This window comes from Leptospira fluminis (assembly GCF_004771275.1).
In the GTDB taxonomy this organism is placed as follows: Bacteria; Spirochaetota; Leptospiria; order Leptospirales; family Leptospiraceae; genus Leptospira_B; species Leptospira_B fluminis.
Genome location: NZ_RQEV01000011.1, coordinates 294,798 through 309,347 on the forward strand (window position 1 = coordinate 294,798; position 14,550 = coordinate 309,347).

Genomic DNA, 14,550 nt, shown 5'->3' on the forward strand with positions numbered 1-14,550 from the left:
GTCCTTAAAGGCGTTTTTGGATCGCCTCCATAAACTGGAAGGTGTCCAATTCCTTCGGATTCGAACTCGTGGTCAATAAAGTCAAATCCTTGGTCATTTCTCCGCCTTGAATCGTATCGATGACGGCCTTTTCCAATTTTTGAGCGAATTTGACGACTTCTGGCGTTCCGTCCAATTCACCTCTCTTTTCCAGAGCTCCCGTCCAAGCAAAGATGGAAGCAACGGAATTCGTGGAAGTGCTTTCCCCTTTTTGATACTTACGATAGTGACGTGTCACGGTACCGTGCGCCGCTTCGTACTCGAATTTGCCGTCGGGAGAAACCAATACGGAGGTCATCAGACCGAGAGAACCGAAACCCGAAGCGACCATATCCGACATCACGTCTCCGTCGTAATTCATCAGGGCCCAAAGCATTCCACCTTCGTTTTTGACGATCTGCGCCACAGCGTCATCGATCAAGAAATAGGAATATTCGATTCCGACTTTTTTGAGTTCATCCGCCCTCTTTTGGGAGACTTGGTCGAAAATCGCTCTGAAACGAGCGTGGTATTTTTTCGAAATCGTATCTTTGGTCGCGAACCAGATATTGATCTTTTCGGAAATCGCATAATTGAAGCATGCCTGGGCGAAACTTTCGATCGATTTGTCCAGGTTGAACTGACCCATGATCACTCCGGGTCCGTCGAAATCGTTGATCAAGACCCTTTCTTTTTCTTTTCCGTCTTTAGTAGTAAATACGATCTCCACTTTTCCGGCTTCCGGAATGTAAAGTTCGGTATCCTTGTACAAATCTCCGAAGGCATGGCGGCCGACTACGATAGGTTTTTTCCAGGACCGGAGCGCGGAAGGGATATTGTTTACGATGATCGGTTTGCGGAATACGGTTCCGTCCAAAATGGACCGGATCGTTCCGTTAGGGGATTTCCATTCTTTTTTTAGATTGTACTCTTTTACTCGATCCTGATTGGGCGTAATGGTCGCGCACTTAACGCCGACCCCGTATTTTAGAATCGCATTGGCGGAATCGACGGTAACCTTATCGTCAGTCTTGTCCCGGTATTCCACTCCGAGATCGTAATAGTCCAGTTCTATGTCCAGGTAGGGATGAATGAAACGATCCTTGATTTCCTTCCAGATGATGCGGGTCATTTCGTCCCCGTCCAGCTCCACTAATGGAGTTTTCACCTTGATCTTAGCCATTGGGTTCTCCTTCTATTAAATTCGATGAATTAAAGTTAAAGCGCGGTGTGTCCATTTTCTAAGGACTTAGGACTTGGGGAAAGAAGGATTCTCTTTAATTTTCAGGATTCCGTTACGCAGGTAATGGAGGTTTTGAGTACCGAAATAATTGATGGCAACCGGAAGGGAGACGATTCCTAAAACGGAAAAATATCGGTATTTCAGGGAATCTTTTTGCGAAACGTTCCGGATGTTCTTTTCCAGTTTGCATAGGATCCGTTTCCATCTTTCGAAAACCGGACGGAGACTCGGATTGCATTCCTCAAAATACAATTCCTCCGCGGAAGTCACGACTAGGTCCTTTAACCCGGTAGGCAAAGGGGGAGATCCGAACAAATCCCGCACTCGGACCAAGTCTTTTTCAATCTCGGATTCTTGCTGTCGAGGAATCGGTAAAATGGAACTAATCCCGATGGAAATCGGTAAAGAAAGTCGGAAGAGAAAATCCGACGCCACCATGGAATTCAGGTAGCGACGGACGGTTTCACCCAGAGAGTCCGGGTGGTCAAGCTGAATGTCGTTCAGGTTCTTGACGGTTTGGATTGTATATTGGCTGAGCTTGATCTTTTCGATCCAGAACAGACTCAATAGTTCCGTGTCCATGGCGGTATGGGTACATTTTTTAGGTTTCCCTTTTTTGGCAATCCCTATACGCCTGCGGAAATCTCCGGACGGTTTTTTCCGATCGGACCTGCGACCTTTTTCCCCGTTTTAACCTTCCCGTTTCGGATTGTCTCCCATCGATTTGCGCATTTTTCTCTTCATCCGGTATTTCCAATGTCTTCTATGTCTGCCTCCACCGAATCCGTGTCCGCCTTTGAAAAGAAGATGCGAAAGTACGAAAATTCCGAGTGCTTGCAAATACGTTATTTGTTTCCAACCGAACAATTCAGGCAAAAGCCAATTCCACAGTTGCCAAACGATCGCAGCCGCTCCAAAAAAAAACAGAGGGATAAAAAGAATCCCGACAAAAATCCTTCCCACTCTGTGCCTATATCTATGAGTTTCCTTCATAATTTGTTCCTAATCAATATTCTTCGAGGAATAAGGACTTGAGTTCCTTCAGTCTTTTTTCGAGAAAATTCTTCGCCGAAGACTTTCTGGCCGACAAGGTTCCTTCCGGAATTCCCGTCTCTTGCGAGATCTCTCGAAAAGTTTTTCCTTCGATCACATTCGCGACAAAAGCGGTCTTCTGATCCGCCGGAAGTTCCCCGATCGCGAGAGAAAGTTCTTCGAGCATCAAATTTCTATAAAATTGTCTTTCCGGACCGATTCCTTCGTAGGAATGCGAATTTTCGGATAGAAATTCGTTTTCGAGTCCTACCCCTAAGTAACGACCCGTCTTTTTTTTCCGATACCAATCCCCTACCTTGTTTCGCAATACCGCGTACACGTAGGCCAAAAGGTATTCGATGGATCCGCTGGAATCCAATTCGGTCACCGCGACCAAGAAGGATTCCTGCAAAAGATCTTCGGCCTCTTCAGGATCCGAAATTCGGGAGCGTATCCAAGCAAGGATCTTATTCCTTTCCCTTCGATAGATTTTATCCACGGATAGCAAGGGTTCCTTTTTTCCTCTAATACCGTAGTTGTTTCAAAACGAGATTCCCCGATTTTTTTTCCGAATCCCGGAAAAAAGGTAAAAAAATAATCCAGAAAGATCGCGATGAAATTTCCAGCACGCCGTCCATAAAGCCTCAGACCTCTGCTCTCTATGTTGTCCGGGACGGATTTTCCCCGGATTTTTTTGCGACTGTTCCTGCCGATTTTCGACAAGAGAGACCGGAGGAACTTAAGTGCAGACGAAGAAAATCGAAGACCTTACGGAAGATTCGGAGTGGAGAAAGTTGAACAAGGATACGCTAGGTTTTTTTAGGATCGTGAGAACGTTGAATAGATACTACGATTCCATCCGACAACCGGAGAATATCGATCCGACCTCTTTCCGAAAGAGACTCGTGGATACCGTCCCCGAAAAAACGGAGATCTTTTTTAAAAAATTCGGATCTTACGAGTATTTGGTATTTGCAAGAATATTTTCCAGAGGAAAAAGCGAGTCCGATTCTTGGATCCATATAGACGGCATCCGACAGGAACAGGACGACATGAGAGAGCGGGCCGTTCCGGATCATCCCGTTTTCAGCATACGATGTCTCAGCGATATCTACGAGGATTCCTGCACGAAAGTTACTGCCTCCGAATTGGAATCGATCGATTGCCTCGGTGCCTAAACTTCGAATGCCTGGAGGCCTAGTATTTTTCAATCGATCCGGCGAGAAATACTTGCCGGAAGAAAAGACAAGGATAGGAATAAGAGCCCATGTTTTTCCTCTCTACCGGATCTTCCATTCGATATGTCAAAACGGGCGTTATTTTATCCGCTCTCATGATCGCACTTTGCTTTCTTTCCTTAAGCGCAGAATCGGAATCCTTTCGAGCCCGAAAAGCGACCAAAAACGAAATATCCTTCCGCCCATATCCTCAAGAAGGATATTTTCAGGCCTGGAATTATTCGTTCACGGACGATCGTATTTTTATCTTCGCAACTTTCTTGGTCAGCAATCTAGGTCCGGGCACTCGAAACTCCGGCGTAAGTCTGGTGCTATACGATAAGGAAAACGGTACCCGATTTCTCACCCAGGAATTTTCCCGTAACGAACTGAAAGCGGAGCCTGGAGCATCGGAATTGGAGATTGCAAACAATTCCGTTCAAAAAAGTCAGGAAGGTCCGGAAATCAGAATGGAAATCGGAGAGACGAAACTCTTTCTCTCTTTCAAAACCGGATGGGACAAAGCCGTCTCCCTGTCCGGAGGAAAAATCGCCTTACCCGAAAAGGACAGATTCGTGCAGGCGGACATCGCTTTTTCTTTCGTTCCTGCCTGGGGATATCTGATCAGCAACGGACAGAAGATTCCTCTGGACGGACGAGGGGGAATGGAGCACCTACTGACGAATTACGAGGTATACAAGTACAGTCGACGTTGGGAACTGTTCCGAACTCAGAACCTTTCCGGCGATAGACTATATACGGGAGGGTTTATCGGAAACGAAACCTTTCCCGGACAGGAAATCCGAACAGTAAGTTCTACCGATGCGAACGGTCGGTTATTATTTTCCGCTAAGGTGCATAAATCGGAAATCTTGGAATCGGAAAAGGATTCCTTTTCCAATTACGAATTGCCGACGAAAGAAATATTGTACCTGGACGAACAAGGCGGTTGCACTCTTTCCATTCGGCGAAAGGCCGGAATCGGAAAAATCAACGTATTATCGAACCTATCATCCGTGCTTCGGTTTTTCGTGAGATTATTTTTCGCCAAACCTTACCAACTGTACTTTTTAGCGGAAGCGGAATTGAATTGCGATTCTCCTTCGAAAAATTTCGGGCAATTACCGAAGGAGAATCGTTTTGCAGGAATTTTCTCGTATTATCTCATCAATCCGTAAAAACGATCTCCGAAAAGTCGCACTTTTACTTAGCCTCTTTCTTTCTATGATTGGATAGAAGGATCGTTAGATAATAGGAAGCCGTCAAAACCATCATCAACCAAGGAATCAGATTTCCGTAAATCACGTAAAACCCGGGAGGAGAATCGAAGACTTCGATCTTCTCCCAAGTAGTTTCCGCCTTCATCAAACCGGTGGACTTCCCCGGGACAAAGCGGCCCAAGTGATCCACAAAACCGGAAATCCCCGAATTCGTAGATCGGACCAGCCATCTTCTCCATTCGATGGATCTCAACCTACCCAATTCGAAATGCTGGTCGCTTTCGGTGGTGGTTCCGTACCATTTATCGTTCGTAAGATTCGCAATGAATTCGGGATTTCCCGAATTTCTGAACTTACGTACGAATTCCGGAACGATCACTTCGTAACAAATCAAAGGAAGCATGGAGCCGGATTCCTTTAATTCAGTCTTGGTTCCGGCATAGTAGTTCCTGACCGCATCCGCGTTCAGGTCTTCCGTATCCTTCCAATGCAAAGGATCGGGTTGTTTGGAAATTTCTCCCGTTGCGGAAAAATAAGGTAGAAGTTTAAAAGACTCTCCCGGTTCGAACCTTCCGGTTTGCGGGCTGATTTCATACATGAATTCGAAAGGCATCGTTTCGCCGAAGAGAACCAGATATTGTTTTTGATAGGCGTTCGTTCGAATTCCGTTCGGATCATAGATTACGTTATTGTTATAATATCTGAGATATTCCTTTCCCGAACTCACCCTTTTGTATTTCGCGTCGATTTCATTAAAGAAAACGTTAGCTTTGTATCGATTGGCAAAGATGATCATCAAGGCTTCGAATCTGTACCAATACATTCTGTTCAATTCCGTGATCGGAGTTTTGTTGGCGGAAAAATACGGGACACCTGCCTCGGGTAAAACGATCAAATCGGGATTTTTTCCCTCTTTTCGTACCGCATCATCCACTAGGCGATCCATCCGGTCCATCAGTTCTTCGATCACTTGCAGAGGAGAACGTCCTCTTTCGTCACGGATACTCATAGGAGCATCCGGCTGCACTACCAACACTTCCAAGGTTTTGACGGGTTTTACTCCTTTCCACTTGAAATAGAGGGAAGTACCAGCGACCCAAAATAATAGGAAAAGTGCGAACGGCAGGGACCAAAATTTCGCGAACTGAAACCTCTTTTCAGGAGAACGTAGGATTTCCGGCAGATGAAAGAGATTGGTCTCGAAAATCGTGTAAGAGACGACGAAGACCAAAAAACTCAATCCGTATACGCCCGCTATTTCGACTGTCTGGGCAAGGAGTATATTTCCCGCCGCCAAGTTTCCCCAGTACCACGGAAACAGTTGCGGTCCGAGCATATCCGCTACCAGGCCGCAAAATCCGGCGACCCAGACGCTATGCCTGCCTATTTTTTTACTCAGGAAAGAATACGTAAGCAGGAAGATCGGAAATTTAAATCCGAACAGCACGCCTGCTAGAACCAAAATCAATGCCGAGACCGGCGCCGGAAAGTTTCCGAACACCTGGGCCATATGAAAAATCCAGTGGAAGGCGATCGCGTAAAAGAAGACTCCGAATAGGATTCCGTGGAAAAACAGACGTTTGTATTGTCCCGAATATTTATGAGCGATCCAAAAAAGACCGAAGGGAGCGATCCAAACGAAATGGCTCAAGTAAAACGGAGCAAAAGCCAAAAAAGCCAACACGGAAGTCCAAAGGTAGCAAAACCAATCGAACCAAACGGTTTTTTGAAATTCACGGAATTTGTTCAAAAAGGAATTCATGGGTACCAACGTTCATCGGAAGAAAATAGCGGGACGTCAATCGATTTCGACCGTCGGCGCATTCAGAACGTTCCTTTCCTAATTACGAATGGATTTCTTTTCCCACCCTAAGCCGCTGGGAGATCGAATTTACGGAAATGCTTGCCTGATCCAGGCTTACGGCGAGCCTATCAGAAAAGTCGGTGATCGAATGAGTTCCTCTTATTTCAAAATTTCAGGCAAAAATCCCTTGAGTGGTACGATAACCCCGCAGGGGAATAAGAACGAGGCGCTTCCGGTGTTAGGCGCAATCTGCATGACTCCGGGAGAAATTACCGTCGAAAATATCCCTTTGATCACCGACGTATTGATGCTTTTGGAAGTACTACGTCATCTGGGATTGGAAGTGGAGGACAAAGGCGGCGGCACTTTCCTATTTCGAAACCGCGGCCAGATAAAATCCGATTTACCCTACGAGTTATGTTCGAAACTCAGAGGCGCAGTCACTTTAGCCGGACCGATTTTGGCCAGCACGGGACGGGTGTTTTTGCCCCGCCCCGGAGGAGATAAGATCGGCAGAAGAAGAATGGATACTCACCTTCTCGCCTTGCAATCCTTAGGAGCGACTATAGAAGTATTTCCCGACGGTTACGAGATCAAAGCGGACCGCCTGAGAGGAACGGATATTTTGTTGGACGAAGCTTCCGTAACCGCAACGGAAAATGCCGTCATGGCTGCCGCACTGGCGGAAGGCACCACGATCATACGGCACGCCGCGAGTGAACCGCACGTACAACAGCTTTGTCGTTTTTTGAATTCCGCAGGCGCGAAGATATCCGGGATCGGTTCCAATATTCTCACCATCGAAGGAGTTTCTTCGCTTACGGCCCCGGAAAAAAAACATAGAATCGGATCGGACTATTTGGAAGTCGGGAGTTTTATCAGTCTAGCGGCCGTGACCGGAGGAGAAATTTTTATCCGCGATGTCGATTTGGAAGACATACGTATGATCCGAATGGTTTATTCCCGATTGGGAATCGAAGTCCGGCCACAAGATGGCGGAATTCTGGTCCCGTCCGATCAGCAGATGGAAATCATACCCGACTATCACGGCGCAACACCTAAAATAGACGATTCTCCTTGGCCCGGATTTCCGGCAGACATGACTTCGGTAGCTTTAGTGACCGCAACGCAATGCAAAGGAACCGTCCTGATCCACGAAAAGATGTTCGAATCCAGGCTATTTTTCGTGGATAATATCATCGCAATGGGAGCTCAAATCATTCTCTGCGATCCGCACAGAGCGATCGTGATCGGACACTCTAGATTGTACGGACAGAAAGTCGCAAGTCCCGATATCCGCGCGGGAATGGCGATGGTCATCGCCGCCTTATGCGCGGAAGGGACCAGCTATATCCACAATATCGTTCAAGTGGATCGAGGTTTCCAAGAGATCGACACTAGACTTCGATCGTTAGGAGCGCATATAGAGAGGATCCGGGAAGAATGAACCGAAGAGACTTTTTCCGGAAAAGTCTCTCGAAAGCTTTTGCCGTAATGGAGGAAAGCGCGGACGAAATCGCCGAGACTTGGAAACAAGTTTCGGGAGAAAAAAAACCGGATCCTATCGACACGCCGGAAGAATCGACTCCGGCTACGCGGAAGAAAAAAAGCGAAACGAATCGAAAGGAAGACCCCTCTCTATCTCAAACGAATTCTCCGAAACCGAAAAAATTCAAGGCCTTCCGTAACCTGCAATTTCCTCCCGGCGCCGATGCGAACGGAAAGCGTTTTCTTTCCAAATGCACCGGATGCGGCGATTGCATTTACGCCTGCCCATACTCCGTCCTATTTCCGGTTCCGAACGACGAATTAGGGAAACACATCCCGCACATGGACGTAAATCTGAATGCGTGCATGCTGTGTAAGGATTTTCCTTGCATAACCGCCTGCCCGGAAGGAGCGATTTTACCGTATAAGAAAAACGAAATCCCGAAATTCGGGAAAGCCAAAGGTTGGTTTCAGCATTGCATCAACTCTCGCACGGAAGAAAAGACATGCGAGGCCTGTGCAACCGCCTGTCCGGTGCCGGGCGCATTGAAATTCAAGGGGAACAAACCGACTTTCACGGCTTCCTGTATCGGTTGCGGGCAATGTGTATCTTCTTGCCCGACCTTTCCGAAAGCGATCGTAGTCAAATGATCGTTCTTGCAGAACGTCTTTCAATATCCTAGAGCCTTACGGATTTTTTCCGGGATGTCCTCGAATTTAGGATATTTGTGTTTTTTTCCGTCGGGAAACACGACGTAATAGGTACCGTTCAGGATTTCCATATAATAATTTCCCTGCTTTTTTTGACCTACGGAAGATTTGTCCATTTCCTTGACCATGGCCTGATAACGCGGAGGAAGAGCCGCCCAAGATCCGTAGACCTGGATTTCTCCCGCGTGATTTACGGTATAAAGGCCATTTTCATGCATGATCTTGATGCCGTTATAATCGAAGACTTCCAAAACGTTCACTTTGGGTTCCTTCTTCTTAGGCGCGACATTCGATTCCGGACCCTTGTATTCGTTGGGATCCATGTTGTACTGAACTAGGGATTTATGAGACGGTTTTTTTCCTCTTGTAAATAGAAGATAGAGATAGAAGATTCCGGACAAAGAAATCGCCGCAAAAATCATCAACTCGAAGTGTTTTGCCAACCACCCCATATAACCCTATTTAAGTCTATATTCGATCGCCTTACAAGTAAAAGGCACAGGGTCCCCGGCCTGAATCCAAAAACTACAATCTTCAGCCCCCACCGACAAAACGCAGTTGTTGACGTCCCTTTTCCGGGAACGTCCCGGAACAAGGTGGGTAATTCCTCTGCTGGAACTGCACTGCAAGTCCTTAGCCCCGTATGCCGCCAGCAATAAAGAAGACGCCTCTTCGAACGAATAAAAATCGTCGTCGGGTGTAGCACAGGTTCCCAACCAGACCAAGGATAGGATTAGAATCGGAAGCTTTTTACTCAAACGGACTAACTCTTGTTTTTGGACTGCAATTTTACCCTTTCGTCCACCGGAAGATCCACGTCTCCGAGAATCGACTTATAGGTAATAAAGCCCTTAATCCGCAAATTCGGATCTTTTCCGGAAAGAATATCTCTAGTTAATACGGCGGCAACTAAGAGAAGGTTTTGGTTCATCCTTTTTTCAAAGAGAGTTTCCAAACTCAAAGAGACGTTTTTCTTCGAAAATGCCGGAACGACCGTCTCCTGTTTGGAAATGATCCTAGCTAGCTCGTTCTCTTCGTTTTCCCCGGAGGGGGAAGGGGAAGTCACCGACAAATCGAAGCCGTAGACCGTGACTTCCGTATCGTTCGGATTTTCGATCTCCAAATCCACGCGCAGAAGCATTTTCGGGATCGGAGGAAAAGAAATAAATTCCACCTTCTCCGCTTTAACGTCAGCGACTCGAAATTTGCAGGATTCGAGCCGTTTTACGTTTTGCCTTAAGGCAAAACAGGAAATCGCAGACAACGAAAGGAGCAGGAAAATTCCTGCTCCGAATCGAGCGGCGACCGAGCCTTTACGCGGAAATGTCTGCTTTACGGATTCCATCCGGTTTGGATCAACACCTTTCCTCTAGTCATATTCTCTGCATATTCCTTTATGGCTCGATCCGCCTCTTTCAAAGGTATTCGAGAAGCGATTTCCGTTTGAAATTCCTGTCCTAGCAGAGATCGAACTTCGGAAGTAATTCTCCAGAGTCTCCACGGGCTCTGGGCAGGCAACCAAGAAGACAGCCAGAAGCCTTCGATTTTCTTATCCTGGAAGATACCCATTCCTGCATGATAAGAGATCGGTTCCTCCGACAAAGCCCCGTAGACGACACATTTACTTCCGTACGGCATAGCGGCCAAAACCTTCCCCGTCAATTCTCCCGCCACCGCATCTAGCATAATAGTAGCTTCCAATTTACCGGATAGAACTCTCAGTTCCCGTTCGAAATTCGGGGAAGAGGAGTCCAAGACGTGCTGAGCGCCCAGAGATTTCAGCAAGTCCGCCTGTTCTTTTCTTCTTACGATATGTATTCCGGGAATCCCGTTTCGGATCGAAAGTCTAAGGATCATCTTTCCCAATGCCGATGCGGCCGCCGTTTGGACGAATGCCTTATGCTTTTCCTTGGCAATCCGTTCCATCATCGCTAAAGCGGTGATCGGGTTTACGAACAAGCAAGCCCCTTGTTCTAGTGTGGTTTCTTTCGTGAGCGGAATACAGGAAAAACCGTCCGTAATCATATATTCCGAATATGTTCCGTCGCCTTTACCCGGAGCGGTGCAAGCGACGGCCTTTCCTAACAGGGAATTGGCGCGCCATCCGCCTCCGCTCGCGACTACGACCCCGCTTCCTTCGAAACCCGGGACCACAGGCAATTTCTTTTTAATTCCGTACAGCCCGCGCATGAACATCAGATCGGAAGGATTGATGGAGGCGGAATGCATCCTGATCAGCACGTCTCCCTTCTTTAAGGGTTTCGTTTCTTTTTCTACGATTTTTGCCCTTCCGGGTTGTTCGCTATATTCCTTTAGTTCGTAAGCCGAATACGTTTTCGGGATTTCCCATTTCTTTGACATAAACCTTTCCTTCCTTAATTTTCATCTTCCAAAAGAAGATGGCGGATCGAGTCCGCATTTTCTTTCTCTATATAATTGCGTAAAAAAATCTCGGCGTCCTCTTCCGTCTTGATCGAAAACCAAATTCCTTCCGGATAACTGACCTGGACCGGACCTAGCTCGCATCTATCCAGACATCCGGACCGCTGGATGCGTATCCGATCCTTCAAACCTAGTTCCTTAAGTCGTTTTTTCATGTATGCAAGCAGAAGAGGGGAGCCTGCCCGACCGCAGGAAGGCCTTTCCCCTTCTTCCCTAATATTATCGCAAACAAATACGTGTTTTTTATAGTACATGTTCAAATCCCTTAACATTCTCGGAAGGACGAATTCGGGTAGTTTACCCTAATATGAAACGGATTGCCCGGATTGAACCCTTTTTTTCCTTTCCGATTTTTGTTCGGAATTCCAACGAATTCCAAGAATAAAGATTTGTTTTTTGAAAGAATCATCAAAAAAACGAAACATAGATCGAATTCGGAGGGATTTATGAAACTCGGCATTCTTACGACATTTACTCTCGCTTTGTTATTTCTATATTGTGGAAAGAAGGAATTAAAACCGGTTACCGATGCGGAAAAACCTCTTTTCGAAACCGTATTGCAAAAAAACCAGGAAGTAATCGACGGTTTACTGAAGACCGAAAATCGAGCTCCGGATACGCTGGAATTGGAAAAAGCCTTGGACTCGCTGGCTTCCGCCCAGGGTGGCTTGTCCGAAACCGCCCTCGAACTCAAAAAAGCGTTAAAAGAAGTGGAAGCTCCCGATCTGGAAGGCTCTCTGATCGCATATTCCAAATTCAGCGATCTACTTGCCTCCACCATGAAAGGAAGAGGATTGGAAAACGGTCGAAATCGCTTCTATTGCCCTATGGTCAAAAAAACCTGGGTGGCCTCCGGAAGCAAAATCCGAAATCCTTATGCGCCGGAAATGCGGGATTGCGGAGACATCGTTCCTTAATTCATTTTTCGGAAATCGCCCTATCGTGACCGTGTCGACTCAAACCGCCGATTCCTGCAAAGTCGGAGTTCCGATATCCAAAGCTTGTCCGGGCAATTGCCGTACGGAATTAAGAAAAGACAAACGACTGGAGGAAGAGGATTGCAAAGCGGTCCATAAATTGGAACAGCTCCTGTACGGACAAAATACCCTCAGCGTCGGAGCTTCGGCTTTTCACCAAGCTCCGGCCGAATTGTTGGAAAAATTTTCCGAAGAATCGGAAATCGGATTCGAACTCGTTTCGTATTTCTTATTGATTTCATCTCCCGAACAGGTGCAGGAAACCGTCCGGGAGATGAGTAACCCTTTACTTTATAGAATCGTAAAGGAGGAATTCGATCTCTTTACGATGCTGAGAAAAGCCGCAGGCAGGGCCTCCAATTTTCTGGACTCCAAAATGGTTCGTTATTGGAGGAACCTGCCGGAGTCCCGGGTAATCGATTTTATCATGTACTGCGTACGGGAAAGGAAAGATCCGGAATTCGCATCCCAGTTTCTATACTTACTCTCGGGTCGTTCCCTATTGGAGCTTCGGAAACAAACCGGCATAACCGTATCGGAGGAAAAGGAACTCTATTCCGGTTTGCAGGATTCGATTTACGAATTCCCGATCCATTTTCCGGAGATGTATCCTTGTTTGATGGAGATATTCTCGGACGACCCCGAAATTTCCCTCATCCTCTCTACTATGGCAGCTCTCGTAGAAAGAAAGGAGATTCTAATCCATTCCGGAGAGGAAGTGCTGCGCATTCTCGGCAAAACCCACAAGAAACTCGCCCACCAATCCGTGCTGGATTATCTGCTTACCTTGGACCAGGATGCGGCACTCGAAATACTTTCCATGTTGGAAGAAAACAAGCACCTAAGTTCCTCTGAAAAGGAATTACTAAGTTCTTTTCTAAGAAAGGACGAGGACGATTCGGGAAAAAAATTCGGCTTTCGTTAAACCCTTTCTTCGATTTCATATTCGCGGAACAGGCTTTTCTGGTTTCCTATTTCACTTTGGAATTCCACCGGATAGTCCGCCGTAAAACATGCGTTGCAAAAGCCGCCGCCTTTGTGTTCTCGGACCGCCTTATGCATGGAATCCACGGATAAATACGCGATGGAGTCCACTCTCAGGTATTTCCGAATTTCCTCTATCGTGTGAGTCGCAGCGATCAATTCCTTATGAGTCGGTATGTCTATACCGTAATAGCAAGGCGAAATCGTAGGCGGTGCGGAAACCCGTAAATGAATCTCGGTAGCGCCCGCATTGCGGATCATTTTTATGATCTTTCTGCTTGTGGTTCCTCTCATGATGGAATCGTCCACGATTACGACTCGCTTTCCCTCCACAACGTTCTTGACCACGTTGTACTTAATCTTGGCGCCGAAATCGCGGATCTTTTGATCGGGTTCGATAAAGGTTCTGCCTATATAATGCGACCGGATCAATCCGGATTGGAACGGAATGCCCGAGGCCTCGGAATAACCCAATGCGGCGATATTGGCGGAATCCGGTACCGGAATGACTACGTCCGCTTCGACCGGTAATTCCTTGGCCAATTGACTCCCGAGAGCCTTTCGTACTTTGTAAACGGATTCCCCGAAAATATTGGAATCCGGACGAGCAAAATAAATATATTCGAATATACACAGCGCCGGTCTTGCCTGTGGAAACGGATAAAAGGACCGGGGACCTGAGCGATCTACTACGATCATTTCTCCCGGTTCTACGTCCCTTTCATATACGGTATCCGTAATATCAAACGCGCAAGTCTCGGAAGCGAACACATAAGAACCGTCGTCTCTCCTTCCCATTACGAGTGGTCGAAAACCGTTGGGGTCCCGTACGGCGATCAATTGGGTCTTGGTAAGGACCACTAACGAATACGCTCCCCTGACCTTTTTCAGGGCGGAAGAAAGAGCGGACAGAAGGTCCGTTTCTCCCGATCTCGCCATAAGATGAACGATGACTTCCGAATCGATCGTGGTTTGGAAGATGGAACCTTCCTTTTCGAGTTGAGAACGAACTTCCCAGGAATTTACCAAATTCCCGTTATGGGCCAAAGCGATGGGGCCTAAATGCGACTCCACACGCAGGGGCTGGGCATTCCGCAAAAAGCTGGCCCCCGTAGTGGAATATCGATTGTGCCCGATGGCGGAATTTCCTACGAGCTCCCGAATCTTTCCTTCGGTAAAAATATTCGCCACCAGCCCCATTCCGGCGAAACGATACAGATGCTCACCGTCGGAGGTAACGATTCCGCTGGATTCTTGGCCCCTGTGCTGCATGGAGTAAAGGCCCAGATAGGCGAAGTTGGCGGCTTCCGGGGAATTAAAAATCCCGAAAATAGCGCATTCTTCTTTTGGTTTGTCATCTCGGACTAGGGTCCGTAGATTGGACTTATTGGGAATCGAGCTCATGGTCCCCCTT

At 47.0% G+C, this 14,550-nt stretch carries 17 protein-coding genes; 6 read left to right on the forward strand and 11 right to left on the reverse strand.

Annotated elements, in window-relative coordinates; translation table 11 throughout:
* Positions 1-4: 4 nt before the first annotated feature.
* The 4 genes from EHO61_RS11525 to EHO61_RS11540 all read right to left on the reverse strand — a co-directional run bounded on the left by EHO61_RS11525 (position 5) and on the right by EHO61_RS11540 (position 2,801).
* Positions 5-1,201 carry an NADP-dependent isocitrate dehydrogenase gene (locus EHO61_RS11525; RefSeq protein ID WP_135813729.1) on the reverse strand — a complete coding sequence of 399 codons (1,197 nt, stop codon included), beginning with the start codon at positions 1,199-1,201 and terminating at the stop codon, positions 5-7.
* A 66-nt stretch (positions 1,202-1,267) separates the two neighbouring features.
* Complete coding sequence (locus EHO61_RS11530) at positions 1,268-1,843, reverse strand: hypothetical protein (protein WP_135813730.1); 576 nt, start codon at positions 1,841-1,843, stop codon at positions 1,268-1,270.
* Between the two features lie 108 nt (positions 1,844-1,951).
* Positions 1,952-2,254: a hypothetical protein gene (locus tag EHO61_RS11535; protein ID WP_135813731.1), complete on the reverse strand. Its 303-nt coding sequence runs from the start codon at positions 2,252-2,254 to the stop codon at positions 1,952-1,954.
* Between the two features lie 13 nt (positions 2,255-2,267).
* Positions 2,268-2,801 (reverse strand): RNA polymerase sigma factor, encoded by a 534-nt coding sequence (locus EHO61_RS11540; protein WP_135813732.1) that lies wholly within the window; start codon positions 2,799-2,801, stop codon positions 2,268-2,270.
* A gap of 235 nt (positions 2,802-3,036) precedes the next feature.
* Here EHO61_RS11540 and EHO61_RS11545 point away from each other — a divergent pair, with 235 nt between their 5' ends.
* Together EHO61_RS11545 and EHO61_RS11550 are read left to right on the forward strand one after the other, a co-directional pair.
* The gene (locus EHO61_RS11545; protein ID WP_135813733.1) at positions 3,037-3,471 is read left to right on the forward strand and encodes an LIC_13246 family protein; all 435 of its coding nucleotides are present in this window, start codon (positions 3,037-3,039) and stop codon (positions 3,469-3,471) included.
* 89 nt (positions 3,472-3,560) lie between these two features.
* Entirely contained in the window at positions 3,561-4,688 is a 1,128-nt protein-coding gene (locus tag EHO61_RS11550; RefSeq protein WP_135813734.1) for a hypothetical protein, read from the forward strand.
* Positions 4,689-4,713: 25 nt separating this feature from the next.
* On the opposite strand, the gene EHO61_RS11555 is transcribed toward EHO61_RS11550, so the two are convergent.
* Entirely contained in the window at positions 4,714-6,492 is a 1,779-nt protein-coding gene (locus EHO61_RS11555; protein ID WP_135813735.1) for an apolipoprotein N-acyltransferase, read from the reverse strand.
* Positions 6,493-6,682: 190 nt separating this feature from the next.
* Here EHO61_RS11555 and murA point away from each other — a divergent pair, with 190 nt between their 5' ends.
* A complete protein-coding gene (gene murA, locus EHO61_RS11560; protein ID WP_135813816.1) occupies positions 6,683-7,981 on the forward strand; it encodes a UDP-N-acetylglucosamine 1-carboxyvinyltransferase in 1,299 nt (432 codons plus the stop codon).
* Positions 7,978-8,673 (forward strand): 4Fe-4S dicluster domain-containing protein, encoded by a 696-nt coding sequence (locus EHO61_RS11565; RefSeq protein ID WP_135813736.1) that lies wholly within the window; start codon positions 7,978-7,980, stop codon positions 8,671-8,673. Before murA ends, EHO61_RS11565 begins: the two co-directional genes overlap by 4 nt.
* A gap of 20 nt (positions 8,674-8,693) precedes the next feature.
* Here EHO61_RS11565 and EHO61_RS11570 read toward each other — a convergent pair whose 3' ends face one another.
* The 5 genes from EHO61_RS11570 to EHO61_RS11590 are packed head-to-tail and all read right to left on the reverse strand — an operon-like array spanning position 8,694 to position 11,429.
* Positions 8,694-9,185: a hypothetical protein gene (locus EHO61_RS11570; RefSeq protein ID WP_135813737.1), complete on the reverse strand. Its 492-nt coding sequence runs from the start codon at positions 9,183-9,185 to the stop codon at positions 8,694-8,696.
* A 6-nt stretch (positions 9,186-9,191) separates the two neighbouring features.
* Positions 9,192-9,491, reverse strand: coding sequence for an LIC13255 family lipoprotein (locus EHO61_RS11575; protein WP_135813738.1), 300 nt, complete (start codon positions 9,489-9,491; stop codon positions 9,192-9,194).
* Between the two features lie 5 nt (positions 9,492-9,496).
* Positions 9,497-10,078 (reverse strand): LEA/WHy family protein, encoded by a 582-nt coding sequence (locus tag EHO61_RS11580; RefSeq protein WP_135813739.1) that lies wholly within the window; start codon positions 10,076-10,078, stop codon positions 9,497-9,499.
* Positions 10,066-11,094, reverse strand: coding sequence for a zinc-binding dehydrogenase (locus tag EHO61_RS11585; RefSeq protein ID WP_135813740.1), 1,029 nt, complete (start codon positions 11,092-11,094; stop codon positions 10,066-10,068). Before EHO61_RS11585 ends, EHO61_RS11580 begins: the two co-directional genes overlap by 13 nt.
* 14 nt (positions 11,095-11,108) lie before the next feature.
* A complete protein-coding gene (locus tag EHO61_RS11590) occupies positions 11,109-11,429 on the reverse strand; it encodes a (2Fe-2S) ferredoxin domain-containing protein (protein ID WP_135767946.1) in 321 nt (106 codons plus the stop codon).
* 192 nt (positions 11,430-11,621) lie between these two features.
* Here EHO61_RS11590 and EHO61_RS11595 point away from each other — a divergent pair, with 192 nt between their 5' ends.
* Positions 11,622-12,092 (forward strand): LIC13259/LIC11441 family protein, encoded by a 471-nt coding sequence (locus EHO61_RS11595; protein WP_135813741.1) that lies wholly within the window; start codon positions 11,622-11,624, stop codon positions 12,090-12,092.
* Positions 12,093-12,117: 25 nt separating this feature from the next.
* On the forward strand, positions 12,118-13,077 hold the full coding sequence (locus EHO61_RS11600) for a hypothetical protein (RefSeq protein WP_135813742.1): 960 nt from the start codon (positions 12,118-12,120) through the stop codon (positions 13,075-13,077).
* Here EHO61_RS11600 and purF read toward each other — a convergent pair.
* Positions 13,074-14,540, reverse strand: coding sequence for an amidophosphoribosyltransferase (gene purF / locus EHO61_RS11605; RefSeq protein ID WP_135813743.1), 1,467 nt, complete (start codon positions 14,538-14,540; stop codon positions 13,074-13,076). The genes EHO61_RS11600 and purF overlap by 4 nt on opposite strands.
* Between the last annotated feature and the right edge of the window lie 10 nt (positions 14,541-14,550).

Excerpts from the sequence above, each read along its gene's own strand:
- EHO61_RS11580 (WP_135813739.1), bottom strand. The coding sequence starts at position 10,078 with ATGGAATCCGTAAAGCAGACATTTCCGCGTAAAGGCTCGGTCGCCGCT.
- EHO61_RS11590 (WP_135767946.1), bottom strand. The coding sequence starts at position 11,429 with ATGTACTATAAAAAACACGTATTTGTTTGCGATAATATTAGGGAAGAA.
- EHO61_RS11585 (WP_135813740.1), bottom strand. The coding sequence starts at position 11,094 with ATGTCAAAGAAATGGGAAATCCCGAAAACGTATTCGGCTTACGAACTA.
- EHO61_RS11595 (WP_135813741.1), top strand. The coding sequence starts at position 11,622 with ATGAAACTCGGCATTCTTACGACATTTACTCTCGCTTTGTTATTTCTA.
- EHO61_RS11570 (WP_135813737.1), bottom strand. The coding sequence starts at position 9,185 with ATGGGGTGGTTGGCAAAACACTTCGAGTTGATGATTTTTGCGGCGATT.
- EHO61_RS11555 (WP_135813735.1), bottom strand. The coding sequence starts at position 6,492 with ATGAATTCCTTTTTGAACAAATTCCGTGAATTTCAAAAAACCGTTTGG.
- EHO61_RS11550 (WP_135813734.1), top strand. The coding sequence starts at position 3,561 with ATGTTTTTCCTCTCTACCGGATCTTCCATTCGATATGTCAAAACGGGC.
- purF (WP_135813743.1), bottom strand. The coding sequence starts at position 14,540 with ATGAGCTCGATTCCCAATAAGTCCAATCTACGGACCCTAGTCCGAGAT.
- EHO61_RS11565 (WP_135813736.1), top strand. The coding sequence starts at position 7,978 with ATGAACCGAAGAGACTTTTTCCGGAAAAGTCTCTCGAAAGCTTTTGCC.
- EHO61_RS11525 (WP_135813729.1), bottom strand. The coding sequence starts at position 1,201 with ATGGCTAAGATCAAGGTGAAAACTCCATTAGTGGAGCTGGACGGGGAC.
- EHO61_RS11530 (WP_135813730.1), bottom strand. The coding sequence starts at position 1,843 with ATGGACACGGAACTATTGAGTCTGTTCTGGATCGAAAAGATCAAGCTC.
- EHO61_RS11535 (WP_135813731.1), bottom strand. The coding sequence starts at position 2,254 with ATGAAGGAAACTCATAGATATAGGCACAGAGTGGGAAGGATTTTTGTC.
- murA (WP_135813816.1), top strand. The coding sequence starts at position 6,683 with ATGAGTTCCTCTTATTTCAAAATTTCAGGCAAAAATCCCTTGAGTGGT.